Below are 19,052 nucleotides of genomic sequence, written 5' to 3'. Positions count from 1 at the left end.
GGGCGGAAGTTGCGGGAATGCAACTACGATCCTGAGGTGGTTCGCGCGGAGCACCTGAGGGACGAGCAGCGGTTGCGCCGCATCGAGGCGGTGACCGATGCCACGCTCTCTCGTCTCGACGTCGCCGATCTCTTCGACGAGCTGCTCGACCGGGTCCGCGACCTGCTGCAGGTCGACACGGCGGCCATCCTCCTGCTCGACGTACGCGCCCAGCAGTTGGTCGCCACCGCGGCCAAGGGGCTGGAGGAGGAGGTACGACAACGGTTCCGGGTGTCGGTCGGGCGTGGCTTCGCCGGCCGGATCGCCCACACCCGGCAGCCGGTGATCATCGAGCAGGTCACCCCGGACAAGGTGGTCAACCCGATCCTGCTGGACACCGGTGTCCGGTCCCTGCTGGGCGTACCGATCATCGCGCGGGGTGACCTCGTCGGAGTCCTGCACGTCGGCACCCTCACGCCGCGCCGGTTCACCCCCGACGACGTCCGCCTGCTGGAACTCGTGGCCGACCGGCTCAGCCTGGCCAGCCGGGCCCGCGCGAACACTCTGGACCAGGCCGCCGCGCTGGCGCTGCAGCGCAGCCTGATCCCCACCGAACTGCCCGAGGTGCCCGGTATCGAGATGGCCGCCCGGTACGTGCCGGGTCACGCCTCCGGCGTCGGCGGCGACTGGTACGACGTCTTCACCCTCCCGTCCGGCTGGACGGGTGTGGTGGTCGGCGACGTGTCGGGTCACGGGCTGCAGTCGGCCGTGGTGATGGGCCGGGTCCGCAGTGCCCTGCGCGCATACGCGCTGGTCTGCGACGATCCGGCCGAGGCGCTGACGCTGCTCGACCGGAAGGTGGTCCACTTCGAGGCCGGCAGCCTGACCACCGCGCTGTACGCGATGATCTCCCCGGACGGCACCACCGTGCGCGTCGCCCTGGCCGGGCACCCCCGCCCGGTGCTGGCCGTCCCCGGCCAACCGACCGACATGCTCTCCGCCCGCGTCGACCCACCGCTCGGCACCGGCCGCCGGCCGGCCGAGCGGCACACCACCACGGTCGACTTTCCGCCCGGCGCGGTCCTGGTCTCCTACACCGACGGCCTCGTCGAACGCCGCGGCGAACTGCTCGACGTCGGCATCGCCCGGCTGATGGCCGCCGTGCCGCTGGCGCCCGTCGAGACGGTCTGCGCCACCGTCATGGCGATGCTCGACACCGAGCACCCGGTTGACGACATCGCCCTGCTGGCCATCCGCCGCCTGCCCGACTAGGACCACCGCGGTGGGGCGGGCGGCCGTGCCGGGTTGGTGGACCGTCCGGCGAGGTCGCGGATCCGGTGCCGGCCGGGCCCACACCCGGTTGGGCCGGCGTCCATCCACTTTGGCGCCCGTGGTGCGCTCGCACCCTATGTAGAAATCCGATACAGTGCCGACCATGCGGATGACGATTCCGGTGGCGAAGGTGCTCGCCGCACTCCTCGCCGACCCGGAGGCCCCCCGCTACGGCCTCGACCTGATGAAGCTCACCGGCCTGCCCAGCGGCACCCTCTATCCCGTCCTGCACCGGCTCCAGGCGGCCGGCTGGCTCGCCGCCGACTGGGAGGAGGTCGACCCGGTCGCGGCCGGTCGACCCGCGCGCCGCTACTACCTGCTCACCCCCGAGGGCGTACGCGCCGCCCGGCAGGCGCTCGCCGAGCTGCGGGCCCTCGCCTCGGACGGCCGGGCGTGGGGTGGCGCCGAGCCGACGGGAGCCCCGGCGTGGTGAGCCGGCGGCTGGCCGAGTTCCTGCTGCGGTCGGCGGTGCGCCGCTGGCCGGCGGAACTCCACGACGAACTGTCCCGGGAGTGGCAGGCCGAGCTGCACGTGCTGGCCGAGCGCGGCCAGCGGTGGCGGATGCTGCGCTTCGCCGCCAGCCTGGCCGCCAGCCGGGCCGGCACGCCGGTGGTCGACCGGACCCGGTTCGACTCCCGGGCCCGCCGGACGGCCGGCACCCTGCTGCTGGCCCCGCCGGCCTGCCTGGCGATCCTGATGATGGCGGTGGTCGGGTCCGGGGCGCTGGTCGGCTCGCTCTTCGGGGTGGTGGACGCGAACCTGTCGCAGGTGCCCGTGCTGAGCGCCCTCACCGCCGGGCTCGCGGTGCTGCTGGCCCGTCGGGTTGGCCGGGGCGCCGCGCGTACGGCCCTGCGTGGACCGCTGCGTCGGGCGCTCGGCGTGATGCTGCCCCTGGGCCTCACCGTCGTCGCCGTCGAGTACGCGCTGAACACCACCACCGACGACCTGGTCCGTATCGCACCCGGTCTGGTGTGGCTGGCCGGCCTGGCGCTGGTGCTCTGGGGTGCCGGGACGCTCGCCGGGCGGGGACGGGTCCGGGCTGCCTGGTGGCTGGGCGTGCTCGCCGCGCTGGTGGTCGCCGACACGGCGGTGGTGCTCTCCGTGGTCAACCACATCCCCGGCGGTCCGGGGACGGTCGTCGACGGGGTGGCGCAGTACGACAGCGTCAACCGGGTCTCCGCGCCGCTGTGGCTCTTCACCTGCTGGACCGACTGGTCGTTCGGGCTGCCCCGCCCGACGCAGTGGGAGATCTTCCTGATCGGTGACCTGGTCGAGCTGCAACCCTTCCTCTACCTGGCCGGTACCCCGTACGCGCTGGCGTACGTCATCGGCGCGGCCCGGCCGGCCGACCCGGTGGCCGTGCCGGCGCCGGTGTCTTCGCCCGCCTGAGCGGACCCGGCCGGGTCGCGCCCTGCGCCTGGCGGACCACGAGCGTGACCGGATCCTGGCTGAGCAGGAGTGGAATCGTGTGCGACTTCGCCCGTTCCGTCCCGCGACGGCCGGGGCACGTCTACTGTGGAGGTCATCAGGACTATTTGCGGCGTTCCGGTGGCGGCCGGGCACTTCGCGGTGCACAGTGATCGCATGAGCGACGACGGAAGTGGTGGGCACTACTACTGGTGCACGCGACACCACCGGGTCGAGACCGATGCCGACGTGTGCCCCGCGAAGCACGTTCTCGGACCGTACGCCTCAGCCGCCGACGCGGAGAACGCCCTGCAGACGGTGCGGGAGCGGAACGAAGCGTGGGACGCCGAGGACGCCCGTTGGGCCGGGGAGGGCAGCTAGACGGCGCGGGACGGCCCGCGTCGAGGTGATCCGTGCTCCGCGAGGGCGAGAGCACGTCCCCAAGGAGGGAACCGAGATGGCCGAAGCACAGCAGGCCACCACCCGCCCGGCCGCCAGACGTACGAGCGCGAAGAAGACCACCGCAGCCAGGCGTACCGTGGGCACGGCCACGGCCAGGACGGCGACGGTCACCAAGGCGTCCGCCAACGCCTCGGGTGCGGGCGCCGGCCGGGTGCCGGCGAAGAAGGCGGTCGCGAAGAAGGCGGCGGCCAGGAAGGCCGTGTCGGCGGCGCGGAAGGCACCCGCGAAGAAGGCGCCGGCCACCAGGACCACCGCCAAGAAGGCGCCCGCGAAGAAGGCCACCACGGCGAACAAGACGGTGGCCGCGAAGAAAGCCACCGCGGCGAAGCGGGCTCCGGCGAAGCGGGCTCCGGCGAAGGAGGCGCCCGCGAAGAAGGCACCGGCGAAGAAGGCCGTGGCGGCGAAGCGGGCGCCGGCGAAGAGGACCACGGCCGCGAAGAAGACCACGGCCCGCAAGGTCACCGCGACCACGGCCCGGAAGGCCGGCGCCGCGCCGAAGAAGACGGCGGCCGCCAAGAAGGCCACCGCGGCGAAGAAGGCGCCGGCGAAGAAGACCACGGCCACCCGTCCCGCCGCGGGCAAGACCGCGGCGAAGAAGGCGCCCGCGAAGAAGGCCACCACGGCGAAGAAGACCGCGGCGGCGAAGAAGGCGCCGGCCAAGAAGACCACGGCCGCCCGGAAGACCACCGCCCGCAAGGCGCCCGCGCGGAAGGCCACCGTCTGACGTCGCGGCGCCGTCGGTCTCCGGCAACTCCAGTTCGCCTGGCGGCCACAATTCGGCCTCCGCGCCGCCAGGCGCTCCGGACCAAATGAAGGCCGGTCTGGCGCCGCGCCGGGACCTGAAGCCGTCGCTGGCGCCTCGGTCGGTGGGCGGATCACCCGCCGCACTGTCAGGATTGACCACGTGGTGATCCGACGCGTACTCGCGCCCCGCATCGACTTCGGCGCGCTGCGCCGTGAGCTGGGACTGCCCGAGGGCTTCCCGGCCGCGGCGCAGCGCGAGGCCGACGAGGCGGCCGCTGCGCCGCTGCCGGCCGTCGCCGACCGGACCGACGTCCCGTTCGTCACGGTCGACCCGGCGACCTCGCGCGACCTCGACCAGGCGATGCACCTCGCCCGCCGCCCCGGTGGCGGTTTCCGGGTCCGGTACGCCATCGCCGACGTGGCCACCCACGTACGCCCCGGTGGCGCGCTGGAGGCGGAGACCTGGCGCCGCGGGCAGACCGTCTACCTGCCCGACGGCAACGTGCCGCTGCACCCGCACACCCTCAGCGAGGGGGCGGCCAGCCTGCTGCCCGACGCCGACCGGGCGGCGGTGTTCTGGACCATCGACCTCGACGCCGACGGCGGCACGGTCGGCGTGGTGGTGGAACGCGCCCGGGTCCGCAGCCGGGCCAAGCTCGACTACGTCGGCGTGCAGCTCGCCGCCGACGCCGGTCGGCTGCCCGAGCCGATCGCCCTGCTGCCCGAGATCGGTGCCCTGCTCACCGCCCGTGGGCTGCGCCGGGGCGCGGTCAACCTGCCCCTGCCCGAGCAGGACGTCGAGCCGGACGGCGACGGCTGGCGGCTGGTGCTGCGCGGGCCCGGCCCGATGGAGGACCACAACGCGCAGATCTCCCTGCTGACCGGGATGGCCGCCGCCGACATCATGCTCGCCGGCCGGATCGGACTGCTGCGGACGATGCCCGCGCCGAAGCCGGAGGCGGTCGACCGGCTGCGGCTGGCCGCCGGCCCGCTGGGCGTCCGCTGGCCGGCGGGGATGTCGGTGGGCGAGGTGCTCGCCGGACTGGACGCCTCCCAACCCCGGGCGGCCGCCTTCATCGACCAGGCGGCCGAGCTGATGCGCGGGGCCGCGTACACCGCCTTCGACGGGGAGTTGCCCGAGCAGCCGGCGCACGGCGGGGTGGCCGCCGCGTACGCCCACGTCACGGCGCCGCTGCGCCGGCTCGCCGACCGGTACGCGACCGAGGTCTGCCTGGCCCTGCACGAGGGCCGGGAGGTGCCCGACTGGGCCCGCGCCGCGCTGCCGAAGCTGCCCGAGGTGATGGCGACCACCGACCGGGTGGCGTCTTCGGCCACCCGGGGCGCGATCGAGCTGGCCGAGGCGGTGCTGCTGGAGCACCGAGTGGGGGAGACCTTCGAAGCGGCGGTGCTCGACGTGGACGAGCCCCGGCCGGCCACCGACCCGCCCCGGCAGGCCGGCAACGGCCGGCCCGGTCGACCGCCCGGCGGCACGGTGGCGCTGGACGAGCCGCCGGTCCGCGCCCGCTGCGTCGGCCAACTGCCACTGGGCGAGCGCGTCCCGGTCCGCCTGGTCAGCGCCGACCCCACCCACCGCAAGGTCCTCTTCGAACGCGCCTGACCCCACCGATTCGGCCGGGCCAGCGGGGATTGTCACAGCCGCGTACGGTGCTGCCCGGTGGCACGGTTTGCGAGGATGATCGCATGGCTTACGACGCGACCACGCTGCCCGATGTCTCCGGGCTGACCGTCGGCATCATCGGTGGCACCGGCGACCAGGGGCGGGGTCTCGCCTACCGGTTCGCCCGGGCCGGGCAGACCGTCCTGATCGGGTCCCGCTCCGCCGACCGGGCGGCGCAGGCCGCCGCCGAGATCGCCGCCCTGCCCGGCGTACGGGCCGACGGCGTGGTGTCCGGCGCGGACAACGACGAGGTGGCCCGCCGCAGCGACGTGGTGATCATCGCGGTGCCGTGGGACGGGCACGCCGCCATCGTCGCCGCTCTGGCCGGCGCCCTCGTCGGCAAGATCGTGATCGACTGTGTCAACCCGCTCGGCTTCGACAAGCAGGGCCCGTACGCCCTCGCCGTCGAGGAGGGCAGCGCCGTGCAACAGGCCGCCCGGCTGCTGCCCGAGTCCCGGGTCTGCGCCGCGTTCAACCACGTCAGCGCGCCGCTGCTGGCCGACCCGGAGATCGACCGGATCGACCTCGACGTGCTGATCTGCACCGAGGACCGGGAGCTGGTCGGGGTGGTCGCCGCGCTCGCCGCCCGGATCCCCGGCATGCGGGGCATCTACGCCGGCCGGCTGCGCAACGCCCACCAGATCGAGGCGTTCACCGCGAACCTGATCGCGATCAACAAGCGCTACAAGGCGCACGCCGGCATCCGGGTCACCGACCTCTGAACCGCGGTCGCCGATTGTCACACCCCTGGTGGACCATCACCGGATGGAGTGGCAACTGGTCATCGACTGTCGGGAGCCGTCGCGGCTCGTGGCGTTCTGGGCGCAGGCGCTGCGCTACCGTCCGCAGCCGCCGCCGGACGGGCACGCCACCTGGCGGGACTGGTACCTGGCGAACGGCATCCCGGCCGACGAGCTGGGCGAGGGTGACTGCCTGGACCGCCTGGAGCACCCGACCGGCGGCGGGCCGCGGATCTGGTTCCAACCGGTCCCCGAGCCGAAGTCGATCAAGAATCGGCTGCACATCGACCTGAAGGTCGGTGGCGGACGCGGGGTGCCCCTGGCGCGGCGGCGGGCCGCCGTCGACGCCGAGGTGGCCCGGCTGACCGCGCTGGGGGCCCGGGTGCTCGGGCGGATGGACGATCCGGCGAACGGCTACTACTCGGCGCAGCTCGCCGACCCGGAGGGCAACGAGTTCTGCGTGGTCTGACCGGGCAGTGCGGGCGGTGCGGCCCGGAAGCCGCACCGCCCGACCTGCTCAGAAGGTGTGCTCGGCGGCGGGGAACTGCCCGTCGCGCACCTCGTCGGCGTACCGCCGGGTGGCGTCGGTCAGCGCGCCGGCCAGGTCGGCGTAGCGCTTGACGAAACGCGGCGCCTTTCCGGTACGCAGCCCGGCCATGTCCTGCCAGACCAGCACCTGTGCGTCGGTGTCCGGGCCGGCACCGATGCCCACGGTCGGGATCCGCAGCTCGGCGGTGATCCGCTTGGCCACCTCACCCGGCACCATCTCCAGCACCACCGCGAACGCGCCCGCCTCGGCGACCGCCCGGGCGTCGGCGATCACCTCCTCGGCGGTGTCGCCGCGGCCCTGCACCCGGTAGCCGCCCAGCGTGTGCTCGCTCTGCGGGGTGAAGCCGATGTGCGCCATCACCGGGATGCCGGCGCCGACGATCGCCTCGATCTGCGCGGCGCAGCGCCGGCCACCCTCCAGCTTCACCGCGTGGCAGCCGCCCTCCTTCATGAACCGCACCGCGGTCCGCAGCGCCTGCGTCGGCCCCTCCTCGTACGAGCCGAAGGGCAGGTCGCCGACGATGAGCGAGTGCTTCGTCGCCCGGACCACCGCCCGGACCAGGGGCAGCAGCTCCTCGGCGGTCACCGGCAGGGTGGTCTCGTAGCCGAAGACGTTGTTCGCCGCCGAGTCGCCGACCAGCAGCACCGGAATCCCCGCCTGGTCGAAGATCGAGGCGGTGTACTGGTCGTACGAGGTGAGCATCGCCCACCGCTCGCCGCGCTCCTTGGCGGCGATCAGGTCGCGGGTACGGACCCGCCGGGTGGCCGGCCCGCCGTAGAGGGCGGTCACCTCGGCCGGGGTGGACTCCACCATGACTCTCTCCTTCCTCGAGGCCGCGTTCGCGGTCCCCGGGCTCTGCCGCGATCGTCGCACCGGACGACCGGGCGGCGGCAGGGCGGAGTGGAGGATGTCACTTCCCGGCCCGGCGTGCCCGGCAGGCTCAGCCCGGCGGGCGTGAAGCCGGCACCCGGCGGGCGGGCCCGCTCAGCCGTGCTCGCGCCAGCGGTTCGTGATCGGCAGCCGGCGGTCCCGCCCGAACGCCTTGTGCGAGATCTTCGTGCCGGGCGCGGACTGCCGGCGCTTGTACTCGGCGGTATCCACCATCCGCAGCACCTTGTCCACCATCGCGGGATTGTGGCCCGACGCGATCAGCCCGTCCCGGCCCAGGTCGCCATCGACGTAGCCGATCAGGATCGGGTCGAGCACGTCGTAGTCGGGCAGGGTGTCGCTGTCCAGCTGGCCGGGGCTCAGCTCGGCCGACGGGGGCTTGCCGATCGAGCTCTCCGGGATCGGCGGAGTCTCGCCCCGGCGCTCGGCGTCCGCGTTGCGCCACCTCGCCAGCCGCCAGATCAGCGTCTTCCAGACGTCCTTGACCGGGTTGTAGCCGCCCACCGAGTCGCCATAGAGGGTGGAGTAGCCGACCGCCAGCTCGCTCTTGTTGCCGGTGGTGAGGACCAGATGGCCCTCCTGGTTCGACAGCGCCATGAGGATCACCCCGCGGACCCGGGCCTGGAGGTTCTCCACGGCCACCCCGGAGAGCGACATGTTGGCCAGGAAAGCGTCCACCATGGGCTGGATCGGCTCGATCCGGTAGTCCAGGCCGGTCCGCTTGGCCAGGTCCTCCGCGTCGGCCCGGGAGTGCTTGGAGGAGTGCTGGCTGGGCAGCGAGACGCCGACCACCCGGTCCGGCCCGAGCGCGTCCACCGCGATGGCGGCCGACACCGCCGAGTCGATCCCGCCGGAGAGGCCCAGCACCACCGACGGGAACCGGTTCTTGTTGACGTAGTCGCGCAGGCCCAGCACCAGCGCCTGCCACACCTCGGCCTCGTCGGCGACCGGCTCGATGATCCCGCCGGCCGCGATCTCACCGCTGGCTGCCGGCGGGAGGATGTCGCTGACCCTGGTGTGGACCACCCGCATCCCGCCGAGTTGCTGGTCGCCGCCGACCGGCTCCTTCGCCGCCGCCAGATCCACGTCGTGCACCAGCAGGTGCTCGACGAACTGCGGCGCCCGGGCGAGCAGCGTGCCGTCCGCGCCGACGATCATCGAGTCGCCGTCGTAGACCAGCTCGTCCTGGCCGCCCACCATGTTCACGTACGCGACGGTGGCGCCGGCCTCGGCGGCCCGGCGGCGGACCAGCGGCAGCCGGACGTCGTCCTTGTTCAGCTCGTACGGCGAGCCGTTGATGTTGACCACCAGCCCGACGCCGGCCTGCCGGGCCACCGCGAACGGGCCACCGGCCTGCCAGAGGTCCTCGCAGATGGTCAGCCCGACGTCCACCCCGCCGATCCGCACCACCTCGAGGGTGTTGCCCGGGACGAAGTACCGGTCCTCGTCGAAGACGCCGTAGTTGGGCAGGTGATGCTTGAAGTAGGTGGCCACGACCGCGCCCCGGTGCAGCAGCGCGGAGGCGTTGCGGGCGCCCCGGCCCGGCTGAGCGTCGCCGCTGACCTGGGGCGGGCCGTCCGCGTCGAGGTAGCCGACCACGACCGGCAGGTCGCCGAGCCCGTCGGCGGCCAGGTCGGCGGCGAGCTGCCGCAGCGCGGCCTGGGAAGCGGCGACGAAGGAGCGGCGGAAGACGAGGTCCTCGACCGGGTAGCCGGTCAGCATCAGCTCCGGGAAGAGCGTGAGCTGGGCGCCGGCGTCGGCGGCCTTGCGGGTCCAGGCGCGGATCAGGTCGGCGTTGCCGGCGAGGTCGCCGACGGTCGGATTGACCTGACACAGGGCGAGACGCAAGGTGGGCATGTCCCTCATCTTGCCCCAGCGGAGCGGGCCCAACCCGGCCGGACGCGGGAGACGCCGGCCACGCTCCCACCCCCGCCGACGGCGGCGGGACACGGCGGGACAGCCCCGGGGTGGTCGCGTAACGTCGGCGTAACCAGGCCGGTGGAGACTGGGCGGTCAGGGTCGGGCCGGCCGGACCGGCGCCGGACGTACGTGTCACGAGGGGTGGAAGTGGACCGTCAGCAGGAGTTCGTCCTCCGTACGCTGGAAGAGCGGGACATCCGGTTCGTCCGGCTGTGGTTCACCGACGTGCTCGGCACGCTCAAGAGCGTGTCGGTGGCCCCCGCGGAGCTAGAGGCGGCCTTCGACGAAGGCATCGGATTCGACGGCTCGGCCATCGAGGGCTTCGCCCGGGTCTTCGAGTCCGACATGGTCGCCATGCCCGACCCGACCACCTTCCAGGTCTTCCCCTTCGAGGGCGGGGTGAGCGGCGAGAGCGCCCGGATGTTCTGCGACATCCTGCTCCCCGACGGCAGCCCGTCCTGGGCCGACCCACGGCACGTGCTGCGCCGGGCGCTCTCCCGGGCGGCCGAGAAGGGCTTCACCTTCTACACCCACCCGGAGATCGAGTTCTTCCTGCTGGAGGACGGCGCCAGCGACGGCTCGGTGCCGACCCCGGTGGACACCGGCGGCTACTTCGAGCACACCACCCACGCGGTGGCCCGGGACTTCCGCCGGCAGGCCGTGCTGGCGCTGGAGCGGATCGGCATCTCGGTGGAGTTCAGCCACCACGAGGTGGCCCCCGGCCAGCAGGAGATCGACCTGCGCTACGCCGACGCGCTGACCACCGCGGACAACATCATGACCTTCCGGCACGTGGTGAAGGAGGTGGCGCTCTCCACCGGCGTGCAGGCCAGCTTCATGCCGAAGCCGTTCACCGACCAGCCGGGCAGCGGCATGCACACCCACCTGTCGCTGTTCGAGGGGGAGCGCAACGCGTTCCACGACGCCGGCGACCCGATGAAACTCTCCAAGGTGGCCAAGTCGTTCATCGCCGGGCTGCTCACCCACGCCCGGGAATACACCGCGGTCACCAACCAGTGGGTCAACTCCTACAAGCGGCTCTTCCCGCAGGCGCTGCCGGACCGGATCACCGAGAGCCCGGCGTACGTCTGCTGGGGTCACCTGAACCGGTCCGCGCTGGTCCGGGTGCCCGCGTACGGCAAGCCGAACTCGGCCCGGGTGGAGGTGCGCTCGCTGGACTCGGCGGCCAACCCGTACCTGGCCTTCGCGGTGATGCTCGGCGCCGGTCTCAAGGGGATCGAGGAGGGCTACGAGCTGCCCCCGGGCGCGGAGGACGACGTCTGGTCGCTGAGCAGCGCCGAGCGCCGCGCCATGGGCTACAAGGCGCTGCCGGAGAACCTCGCCGAGGCGATCGACGTGATGGCCGGTTCGGAGTTGGTCGCCGAGGTGCTCGGCGAGCACGTCTTCGACTTCTTCCTGCGCAACAAGCGGGCCGAGTGGGAGCAGTACCGCCGCGAGGTCACCCCGTACGAGCGGCAGCGCTACCTGTCGCTCTGACGGTGTCGTACCCCGGGCATAGCTTCGCGGGGTGAACCGGACCGACCGTCTCTACGCGTTGGTGGAGGAGTTGCGGGCGGTGTCGCCGCGCCCGCGCAGCGCCAGCTGGCTGGCCCGGCGCTTCGAGGTCAGCGCCCGGACCATCGAGCGGGACATCGCCGCGTTGCAGGGCGCCGGGGTGCCGATCTGGGCCGAGCCCGGCCGCACCGGCGGCTACGTGGTGGACCGGGCGCGCACCCTGCCGCCGGTCAACCTGACCCCGGGCGAGGCGGTCGCGATGGCCGTCGCGCTGCACCGGCTGGCCGGCACGCCGTTCGCCCCGGCCGCCGGCGCCGCGCTGCGCAAGCTCGTCGCGGTGATGCCGCCCGCCGACGCCGCCGAGGCGCACCGGCTGGCCGGCCGGGTGCACCTGATCGGCGACGGGCCGGCCACCCCCGTCCCGGCCTCCGTCGCCGACGCGGTCACCGCCCGCCGCGTGCTCCGCCTCCGGTACGCGGACCGCGCCGGTGCGGACTCGGTGCGCGACGTGGAGCCGCTGGGCTACCTCGGCAGCCCCCGGCACTGGTACGTGGTCGCCTGGTGCCGGCTGCGCGACGGGTTGCGCTGCTTCCGCACCGACCGGATCGTCTCGGTGCACCCGCTGGCGGAGCCGGTGACCCGGGAGTTGCACCCCGGCGACCTCGACATCCCGCACGAGCGGGTCCGCCCGCTCAGTCTGGTGTGAGACCGGAAAACACCGACAGGACGCTGTCGCGGGCGGGGGTGAGGCTGCTTCCTGACGACGCCGGCCGGCGGGCCGGCACGACGACGGGAGACAGCATGTCCAGCACGCCCATCACCTGGTTCGAGATCGGTTCCGACCGCCCTGAGGAGGTCGAGCGCTTCTACGCGGACCTGTTCGGCTGGACCTTCGACGAGCAGGGGGCGCCGGGCGCGTCGTACCGGGTGACGACGGCCGGCGGGGAGCAGGGGATCGGCGGCGCGATCCGGGGCACCGGCGGCGACTCGCCGAACTACGCGATCTTCTACGCCGAGGTGGCGGACGTGGCGGAGACCTGCCGCCGGGCCGAGGCGGCCGGCGGGAAGGTGGTGGTGCCGCTGCGGACCGCGCCGAGCGGGCTGACCCTCGCGCACCTGCTCGACCCGTCCGGGAACCACCTCGGCGTCTTCACCCCACCCGCCGGCTGATTGGGCGCGGGATCGGCGATGTGGCGGCATCCCCGGACCGGGATGCCGCCACATCGGCGAGGTGCAGTCGATCAGCGTGACGGGTCTTAGCGGCCGTTACCCCAGCCGCCGCGGTGGCCGCCGCCGCCCGGGCCCGGGAAGACACCGGCCTCGACCGCCTTCAGCACCGCGTCGGCCTGCTCCTGGGTGAGCTTGCCGTCCTTGACGGCCTGGTCCAGCCGCTCCTTCAGCTGCGCCTGCCGCTCCTTCTGCCACGCCTGCCGGTCCTCGGTCGACGGTCGCTCCGGGCGGTCGCCCTGGTGCTGCTCGCGGATCTTCTCCAGCGCCGCGGTGACCTTGTCGGTCGACACGCCCAGTTCCTTGGCGAGGGCGTCGGCGAACTCGGCCTGCCGGTCGGCCCGCTGCTGCTTGCGGTCGGTGCCCTGATCGGCGTTGGCGCTGGCGCTCGGGCTCGGGCTCTTGTCGTCGGCGAGCGCCACCGTGGGGGCGGCGATCCCGACGCCGAGCACCCCGGCGGCGGCCAGGCCGGCCAGTACGTGCTTCCTCGACATCTTGCGGATCATGCGGTTCTCCAGTTCGGTGGTGGTGCGTTGACGTGACCGACAGTGACGGGCGGAGCTGGGGGGAACCCGTGGTGAGCCTGTCAACGCGCTGAAAATCCGGTTTCGAAGTGCGGGCAAACCGGTTGCGAGGGGCACGGTAAGGCCGGCAGGGTAGGCCCGCCCGCGACGAGAGGTGACCTGCATGACCAGCCCCGCAATCCGCGAGATCGCCCTCACCGGGCCGGGCTCCGGGCCGTACGCCGTCACGACCGGCCCCGACGGCGCGCTCTGGCTGACGCTGGCCGGGACGGGCGGGGTGGCTCGGCTCGGGCGGGACGGCTCGGTCCGTACCTACCGCACCGCCCCGGCGGAGAGCCGACCGCTGATCATCACCACCGGGCCCGACGGCGCCCTCTGGTACACCCGCTCCGGCGATCATCGGCTCGGCCGGATCACCGTCGAGGGCGACGTCAGCTCCGTGGCGCTGCCGCCGGGGACCGGCCCGTGCGGCCTCGCCGTCGGCCCCGATGACGCCCTCTGGTATGCGGGCATGGGCAACGACACGATCGGCCGGGTCACCGTCGACGGGACGGTGACGACGTTTCCGCTGCCGGTGACCGGCGGCTTTCCGTCGATGCTGGCCACCGGCCCCGACGACGCCCTCTGGTTCACCCTCAACCAGGCGAACGCGATCGGCCGGATCGGCCTCGACGGCGAGGTGACCCTGCACGGGCTGCCCACCGAGGCGGCGGGGCCGGTGGGCATCACCCTCGGCGGCGACGGGGCGCTCTGGTTCGTCGAGATCGCCGCCGGTCAGCTCGGCCGGATCACCCCCGACGGCCGGGTCGAGGAACACCCGCTGCCGGACCGGGCCGCCCGGCCCCACGCGATCGTCGCCGACCCGGCCGGCGGCTCCTGGTTCACCGAGTGGGGCGCGAACCGGATCGGCCACGTCGACACCGCCGGCCGGATCACCGCCCACCACCTACCTACCCCAGGATCGGAACCTCACGGCCTCACGGTCACCCGAGACGCACGGTCTGGGTCGCGCTGGAGATCGGCGCTGTAGCCCACCTGACCCCCTGACCAGCCCACCCCGCCCTGACCCGGCCCACCCCGCCCTGACCCCGGTGATCATGAGGTTAGCGGCAGTTGTGGATCTTCAAACCGCCGCTAACTTCATGATCGACTGGGCAGGGGTGGGGCAGGACAGAGCAGGGCAGGGCAGGGCAGGGCAGGGCATCAGCGGACGGCGGGGGAGGTGGTGAGGGTGCCGGCGGTGGCGTCGAGGATGGCGGGGGTGCCGACGGGGACGGTGAGCTGGCCGACGCCGTGACCGATCGGGAGGCCGCCGAGGACGGGCACGCCGAGGTCGCCCAGGCGTTCGGCGAGCACGTCGGTGACCGCGGTGTCCCAGCCGTCCGCGCACTCGGTGAACTGGCCCACCGCGACCCCGGCGATCCTCGCCAGGGCGCCGCAGCGGCGCAGGTGGGTGAGCATCCGGTCGACCTTGTACGGCGGCTCCTGCACCTCCTCGATCAGCAGCACCGCCCCGGTCAGGTCCGGCATGTCCGGGGTGCCGATCGACGCGGTGATCAGGCAGAGGTTGCCGCCGAGCAGCCGGCCCTCCGCCCGGCCGGGCACCCGGACCGGGTACGTCTCCTCCTCCCGCACCGCCTCGACGGTCACCGGCCCGGTGGTCATCAGCGCGGCGTGCAGCGACTCCGCCGAGCGGGGCGGGGTGCGGTCGTCCAGCCATGCCGCCCCCGGGCCGTGCACGCTGGCCAGCCGGGCGCCCCGCCAGAGCGCGAACTGCAGCGCGGTGATGTCGGAGAAGCCGGCCACCACCTTCGGGTCCCGACGCACCGCGGCCATGTCGATCAGGTCGACCACCCGCTGCGCGCCGTAGCCGCCCCGGGTGCAGATCACCCCGCGTACCTCCGGGTCGGCGAAGGCGGTGTTCAGGTCGGCGGACCGCAGCTCGTCGCCGCCGGCCAGGTAGCCCCGCCGGGCGTACGCGTTGGGTGCCAGCACCGGGCGCAGCCCCCAGCCGGTCAGCAGTTCCATGCCGCGGGCCACCCGTTCCGGGCGGGTCGGGCCGGAGGGCGACACCAGCATCACGGTGTCGCCGGCACGCAGGACCGGTGGGCGCAGGCAGTGTTCGTCGGTGGGCACGACGGCAGCCTAGTGAGCGCCCCGCCGAGCCGCGCCGGCCCTGGTCGGTAGCACCGGCTAGCCTCGACGTCGTGGCGACCGCGCTAGTGATCGAGAACGACCCGACCGACGACCTCCGCCGACTGGGGGAGTGGCTCCTTGAGGGGGGCGTCGACCTGCGGGTGCTGCGCCCGCACGCGGGCGACGAGCTCCCCGCCGACCTCGACGGGTACGCCGCGCTGGTGGTGCTCGGTGGGGAGCAGCAGGCGTACCCGCTGCCCGACGGCAGCCCCGGCGCGCCCTGGTTCCCGGCGCTGGAGGGGCTACTGCGCAAGGCGGTCCGGCACCGCGTACCCACCCTCGGTGTCTGCCTCGGCGCGCAACTGCTGGCCGCCGCGCACGCCGGGCAGGTCGAGCGGAGCCCGTCCGGGCCGGAGGTCGGGCCGGCCGTGGTCGGCAAGCGGGACGCCGCCGACACCGACCCGCTCTTCCGGTACGTGCCGCTGATGCCGGACGTGTTCCAGTGGCACTCCGACGAGATCACCGAGCTGCCGCACGGGGCCACCCTGCTCGCCGCCTCCACCCGCTACCCGCACCAGGCGTTCCGGCTCGGTGACCGGGCCTGGGGGCTGCAGTTCCACATCGAGTGCGACACCGCGATGATCGCCGACTGGGCCCGCGACTCGACGCTCCTCGCCGAGCTGGGCTACGACCCGGAGCTGGTGGTGGCCGCCTGCGACCGGGTGATGGCCGACGTCGAGGAGGTCTGGCAGCCGTTCGCCGTCCGGTTCGCCGCCCTCGCCCTCGGCGAGCTGGACGACAGCGCGTCGCGCCGCAGCCTGCCGCTGCTCGGGCACTGACATGACCCGGCCGACCAGGGGGCGCCTCGCCCGGTACGGCTTCGCCGAGGGCGACGGCCGGGCGCGGGCGGCCGACCTGCTCGGCCCGGACGGCCTGGGACTGTGGCGGCCGGACACCCAGGAGCCCACCGACGAGCGGGCCGCCGAACTGCTGGCCGGCCTCTCCCGGGCGGCCGACCCGGACCTCGCCCTGCGCCAGCTGCACCGCCTCGTCGAGGCGGAGTGGCGGGCCAGCGGCAAGCCGGCCGTGCTCGACGCCCTGTACGCCGACCCGGGACTGCGCCGCCGGCTGACCGCCGTGCTGGGGGCCTCGTCGGCGCTCGGCGACCACCTGGTGGCCAATCCGGAGCAGTGGACCGTGCTGGCCACCGAGCCGGACGGGCTCGCACCCACCGCCGAGGGCCGGCTCGACCTGGCCACCGCCGCCCGGCTGACCGCCGCCACCGGCCCGGTGCCGGTGCTGCGGCAGGCGTACCGGCTGGCGCTGCTGCGGATCGCGGCGGCCGACCTGACCGGCGGACGCGGCCTGGAGCAGACCATGGCGGCGCTCTCCGCGCTCGCCGACGCCACCCTCGCGGCTGCCTACCAGATCGCCGTGGACGAGCTGCCGGGCGGGACGCCCGGGCCCCGGCTGGCCGTGGTGGCGATGGGCAAGGCCGGTGGCGACGAGCTGAACTACGTCTCGGATGTGGACGTCATCTTCGTGGCGGCCGAGGACGACGACCTGACCGCCGCGACCCAGGTCGCCACCCGGCTGATCCAGGTCTGCGGGCTGGTCGCCTGGCCGGTTGACGCCGCGCTGCGCCCGGAGGGCAACCGGGGCCCGCTGGTGCGTACCCTCGCCAGCCACCTGGCCTACTACCGGCGCTGGGCCCGGACCTGGGAGTTCCAGGCCCTGCTCAAGGCCCGGCCGGCGGCCGGCGACCTGGCGCTCGCCGGAGAGTGGATCGACCAGCTCGCGCCGCTGGTGTGGACCGCGGCGGAACGCCCCGAGGCGGTCGAGGACGTCCGCGCGATGCGCCGCCGGATCATCGAGAACGTCCCGCCGAAGGAGTTGGAACGCGAGATCAAGCGGGGGCCGGGCGGCCTGCGCGACATCGAGTTCGCGGTCCAGCTGCTCCAGCTGGTGCACGGCCGGGGCGACGAGTCGCTGCGGGCGCCGGGCACCATCCCGGCGTTGCGCGCCCTGGTCGCCGGCGGCTACGTCGGCCGGGCCGACGGGGAGGCGCTGCTGCGCGGCTACCGCTTCCTGCGCGGCGTCGAGCACCGGCTCCAGCTCCAGCACCTGCGCCGCACCCACACCGTGCCTACCGAGCCCGCCGCGCTGCGCTGGCTGGCCGCCGCGCTCGGCTACCAGGCCACGCCGGGCCGCAGCGCCGTCGAGGAGTTCCGCGCCGAGTGGGTCACCCACGCCACCGAGGTACGCCGGCTGCACGCGAAGCTGCTGTACCGACCGCTGCTGGAGTCGGTGGCCCGGGTGCCGGCCGACGGGCTGCGGCTGACCCCGGAGGCGGCCCGGCACCGGCTGGAGATCCTCGGGTTCGCCGACCCGGCCGGGGCGCTGCGCCACCTCCAGGCCCTCACCGGCGGGGTGAGCCGCACCGCCGCCATCCAGCGCACCCTGCTGCCGGTGCTGCTCAGCGAGTTCGCCGACGCGCCGGAGCCGGACCGGGGGCTGCTGAACTACCGGCAGGTCTCCGACAAGCTCGGCAGCACGCCCTGGTACCTGCGGCTGCTGCGCGACGAGGGGCCGGTGGCCCGCCGTCTGGCCCGGGTCCTCGCGCTGTCCCGCTACGCCGCCGACCTGCTGGCCCGCGAGCCGGAGGCGCTGCGGCTGCTGGCCGAGGACACCGAGCTGACGCCACGGCCCCGGGAGGTGCTCTGCGAGGGCTTCGCCGCGGCGGCGGGGCGGCACGACGACCCGGTCGAGGCCGCCCGGGCGGTCCGTGCGCTGCGCCGCCGGGAGCTGCTCCGGCTCGCCTGCGCCGACGTGCTCAGCCGGGCCGGTGCGCTCACCCCGCGCCCGCCGCGTGCCGCCGAGGCCGGGGTACGCCCCGACCGGGCACCCACCCTGGCTGACGTCTGCACGGTCGGCACCGCGCTCGCCGACGTCACCGACGCCACCCTGGCCGCCGCGCTGCGGGCCGCCCGGGCCGCCCAGCCGGCGCCGCCCGGGCTGCGTTTCGCCGTGGTCGGCATGGGCCGGCTCGGCGGGTACGAGTCGAACTACCTCTCCGACGCCGACGTCCTCTTCGTCTACGACCCGCCGCCCGGCGTGGACGAGGGCGCGGCCAGCGCCGCCGCCCACGCCATCGCCGAGGAGCTGCGCCGGCTGCTCTCCGCGCCGGCTCCCGACCCGCCGCTCGGGGTCGACGCCGACCTGCGCCCGGAGGGCCGGCAGGGACCGCTGGTCCGCAGCCTCGCCGCGTACGCCCAGTACTACGCCCGCTGGTCGAAGGTGTGGGAGGCGCAGGCGCTGCTGCGGGCCCGGTTCGTCTGCGGCGACGCCGACCTCGGCGCCGAGTTCGAGGCGATGATCGACCCGGTGCGGTACCCGGCCGACGGGCTGACCCGCGAGCAGGTGGTGGAGATTCGCCGGATCAAGGCCCGGGTGGAGACCGAGCGGCTGCCCCGGGGCGCCGACCCGGCCACCCACACCAAGCTGGGCCGGGGCGGGCTCGCCGACGTCGAGTGGGCGGTGCAGCTGCTTCAGCTCCGGCACGCCGGCCGGCTGCCCGCGCTGCGCGGCACCCGTACCCTCGACGCGCTGGCCGCCGCCCGGGCCGCCGGGCTGGTCGACCCGGACGACGCGGCGGAGCTGGCCGCCGGCTGGACGCTCGCGGCGCAGGTCCGCAACGCGCTGATGCTGGTTCGCGGCCGGGCCGGGGACCAGCTCCCGCGGCACGGGTTGGAGCTGGCCGGGGTGGTGCGCCTGCTCGGCCGGGACGACCCCGGCGAGTTCCTCGACGAGTACCTGCGCGTCGGCCGCCGCTCGCGCGCCGCCATGCAGCGGGTGCTGGACGCCCCGGCCTGACGGCCATGGACTGCCGCCCGTAGCACCGCCGGCGGCCGGTCGATTTGTCGAGACCTGCCGGTGGGAGCGCCGCCGGG

At 74.3% G+C, this 19,052-nt stretch carries 18 protein-coding genes; 14 read left to right on the top strand and 4 right to left on the bottom strand.

Annotated features, from left to right (window positions below):
• Nucleotides 1–36 precede the first annotated feature (36 nt).
• The 8 genes from ACFYM6_RS04970 (at nucleotide 37) to ACFYM6_RS04935 (ending at nucleotide 6,811) form a co-directional block, all read left to right on the top strand.
• On the top strand, nucleotides 37–1,251 hold the full coding sequence (locus ACFYM6_RS04970; protein ID WP_387272346.1) for a PP2C family protein-serine/threonine phosphatase: 1,215 nt from the start codon (nucleotides 37–39) through the stop codon (nucleotides 1,249–1,251).
• Nucleotides 1,252–1,414: 163 nt separating this feature from the next.
• Nucleotides 1,415–1,744: a PadR family transcriptional regulator gene (locus ACFYM6_RS04965; RefSeq protein WP_387272344.1), complete on the top strand. Its 330-nt coding sequence runs from the start codon at nucleotides 1,415–1,417 to the stop codon at nucleotides 1,742–1,744.
• The gene (locus ACFYM6_RS04960; protein WP_387272342.1) at nucleotides 1,738–2,700 is read left to right on the top strand and encodes a hypothetical protein; all 963 of its coding nucleotides are present in this window, start codon (nucleotides 1,738–1,740) and stop codon (nucleotides 2,698–2,700) included. The genes ACFYM6_RS04965 and ACFYM6_RS04960 overlap by 7 nt, the downstream gene beginning before the upstream one ends.
• A 195-nt stretch (nucleotides 2,701–2,895) precedes the next feature.
• Nucleotides 2,896–3,099, top strand: coding sequence for a hypothetical protein (locus ACFYM6_RS04955; RefSeq protein ID WP_073833768.1), 204 nt, complete (start codon nucleotides 2,896–2,898; stop codon nucleotides 3,097–3,099).
• 76 nt (nucleotides 3,100–3,175) lie between these two features.
• On the top strand, nucleotides 3,176–3,904 hold the full coding sequence (locus ACFYM6_RS04950) for a histone (RefSeq protein WP_387272340.1): 729 nt from the start codon (nucleotides 3,176–3,178) through the stop codon (nucleotides 3,902–3,904).
• A gap of 180 nt (nucleotides 3,905–4,084) precedes the next feature.
• Entirely contained in the window at nucleotides 4,085–5,542 is a 1,458-nt protein-coding gene (locus ACFYM6_RS04945) for an RNB domain-containing ribonuclease (protein WP_387272338.1), read from the top strand.
• An 83-nt stretch (nucleotides 5,543–5,625) separates the two neighbouring features.
• Nucleotides 5,626–6,324: an NADPH-dependent F420 reductase gene (gene npdG / locus ACFYM6_RS04940; protein WP_387272336.1), complete on the top strand. Its 699-nt coding sequence runs from the start codon at nucleotides 5,626–5,628 to the stop codon at nucleotides 6,322–6,324.
• 43 nt (nucleotides 6,325–6,367) lie between these two features.
• Nucleotides 6,368–6,811: a VOC family protein gene (locus tag ACFYM6_RS04935; RefSeq protein ID WP_387272334.1), complete on the top strand. Its 444-nt coding sequence runs from the start codon at nucleotides 6,368–6,370 to the stop codon at nucleotides 6,809–6,811.
• Between the two features lie 48 nt (nucleotides 6,812–6,859).
• Here ACFYM6_RS04935 and panB read toward each other — a convergent pair whose 3' ends face one another.
• Together panB and ACFYM6_RS04925 are read right to left on the bottom strand one after the other, a co-directional pair.
• On the bottom strand, nucleotides 6,860–7,705 hold the full coding sequence (panB, locus tag ACFYM6_RS04930; protein WP_073833697.1) for a 3-methyl-2-oxobutanoate hydroxymethyltransferase: 846 nt from the start codon (nucleotides 7,703–7,705) through the stop codon (nucleotides 6,860–6,862).
• A 171-nt stretch (nucleotides 7,706–7,876) separates the two neighbouring features.
• A complete protein-coding gene (locus ACFYM6_RS04925; protein WP_387272332.1) occupies nucleotides 7,877–9,637 on the bottom strand; it encodes an NAD+ synthase in 1,761 nt (586 codons plus the stop codon).
• Nucleotides 9,638–9,847: 210 nt separating this feature from the next.
• Here ACFYM6_RS04925 and glnA point away from each other — a divergent pair, with 210 nt between their 5' ends.
• From glnA to ACFYM6_RS04910, 3 genes are all read left to right on the top strand, one after another.
• A complete protein-coding gene (glnA, locus tag ACFYM6_RS04920; RefSeq protein ID WP_387272330.1) occupies nucleotides 9,848–11,197 on the top strand; it encodes a type I glutamate--ammonia ligase in 1,350 nt (449 codons plus the stop codon).
• A 31-nt stretch (nucleotides 11,198–11,228) separates the two neighbouring features.
• Nucleotides 11,229–11,921: a helix-turn-helix transcriptional regulator gene (locus ACFYM6_RS04915; protein ID WP_387272329.1), complete on the top strand. Its 693-nt coding sequence runs from the start codon at nucleotides 11,229–11,231 to the stop codon at nucleotides 11,919–11,921.
• A gap of 95 nt (nucleotides 11,922–12,016) precedes the next feature.
• Nucleotides 12,017–12,385 carry a VOC family protein gene (locus ACFYM6_RS04910; RefSeq protein WP_387272327.1) on the top strand — a complete coding sequence of 123 codons (369 nt, stop codon included), beginning with the start codon at nucleotides 12,017–12,019 and terminating at the stop codon, nucleotides 12,383–12,385.
• Nucleotides 12,386–12,471: 86 nt separating this feature from the next.
• Here ACFYM6_RS04910 and ACFYM6_RS04905 read toward each other — a convergent pair whose 3' ends face one another.
• Nucleotides 12,472–12,948, bottom strand: a complete 477-nt coding sequence (locus ACFYM6_RS04905) for a hypothetical protein (protein ID WP_387272325.1) — start codon at nucleotides 12,946–12,948, stop codon at nucleotides 12,472–12,474.
• 181 nt (nucleotides 12,949–13,129) lie between these two features.
• On the opposite strand from ACFYM6_RS04905, the gene ACFYM6_RS04900 reads away from it, so the two are divergent.
• Nucleotides 13,130–13,996, top strand: coding sequence for a virginiamycin B lyase (locus ACFYM6_RS04900; RefSeq protein ID WP_387272323.1), 867 nt, complete (start codon nucleotides 13,130–13,132; stop codon nucleotides 13,994–13,996).
• 173 nt (nucleotides 13,997–14,169) lie between these two features.
• On the opposite strand, the gene ACFYM6_RS04895 is transcribed toward ACFYM6_RS04900, so the two are convergent.
• Complete coding sequence (locus ACFYM6_RS04895; RefSeq protein ID WP_387272322.1) at nucleotides 14,170–15,102, bottom strand: LD-carboxypeptidase; 933 nt, start codon at nucleotides 15,100–15,102, stop codon at nucleotides 14,170–14,172.
• 71 nt (nucleotides 15,103–15,173) lie between these two features.
• Here ACFYM6_RS04895 and ACFYM6_RS04890 point away from each other — a divergent pair, with 71 nt between their 5' ends.
• Nucleotides 15,174–15,941: a type 1 glutamine amidotransferase gene (locus ACFYM6_RS04890; protein WP_387272320.1), complete on the top strand. Its 768-nt coding sequence runs from the start codon at nucleotides 15,174–15,176 to the stop codon at nucleotides 15,939–15,941.
• Nucleotide 15,942: 1 nt separating this feature from the next.
• Nucleotides 15,943–18,975 (top strand): bifunctional [glutamine synthetase] adenylyltransferase/[glutamine synthetase]-adenylyl-L-tyrosine phosphorylase, encoded by a 3,033-nt coding sequence (locus tag ACFYM6_RS04885; RefSeq protein WP_387272318.1) that lies wholly within the window; start codon nucleotides 15,943–15,945, stop codon nucleotides 18,973–18,975.
• Nucleotides 18,976–19,052: the final 77 nt, after the last annotated feature.

This window comes from Micromonospora sp. NPDC006431 (assembly GCF_042870725.1).
Classification (GTDB): domain Bacteria; phylum Actinomycetota; class Actinomycetes; order Mycobacteriales; family Micromonosporaceae; genus Micromonospora.
Note: the sequence above shows the minus strand (reverse complement) of the source record. Positions and strands in the feature narration are given on the sequence as shown.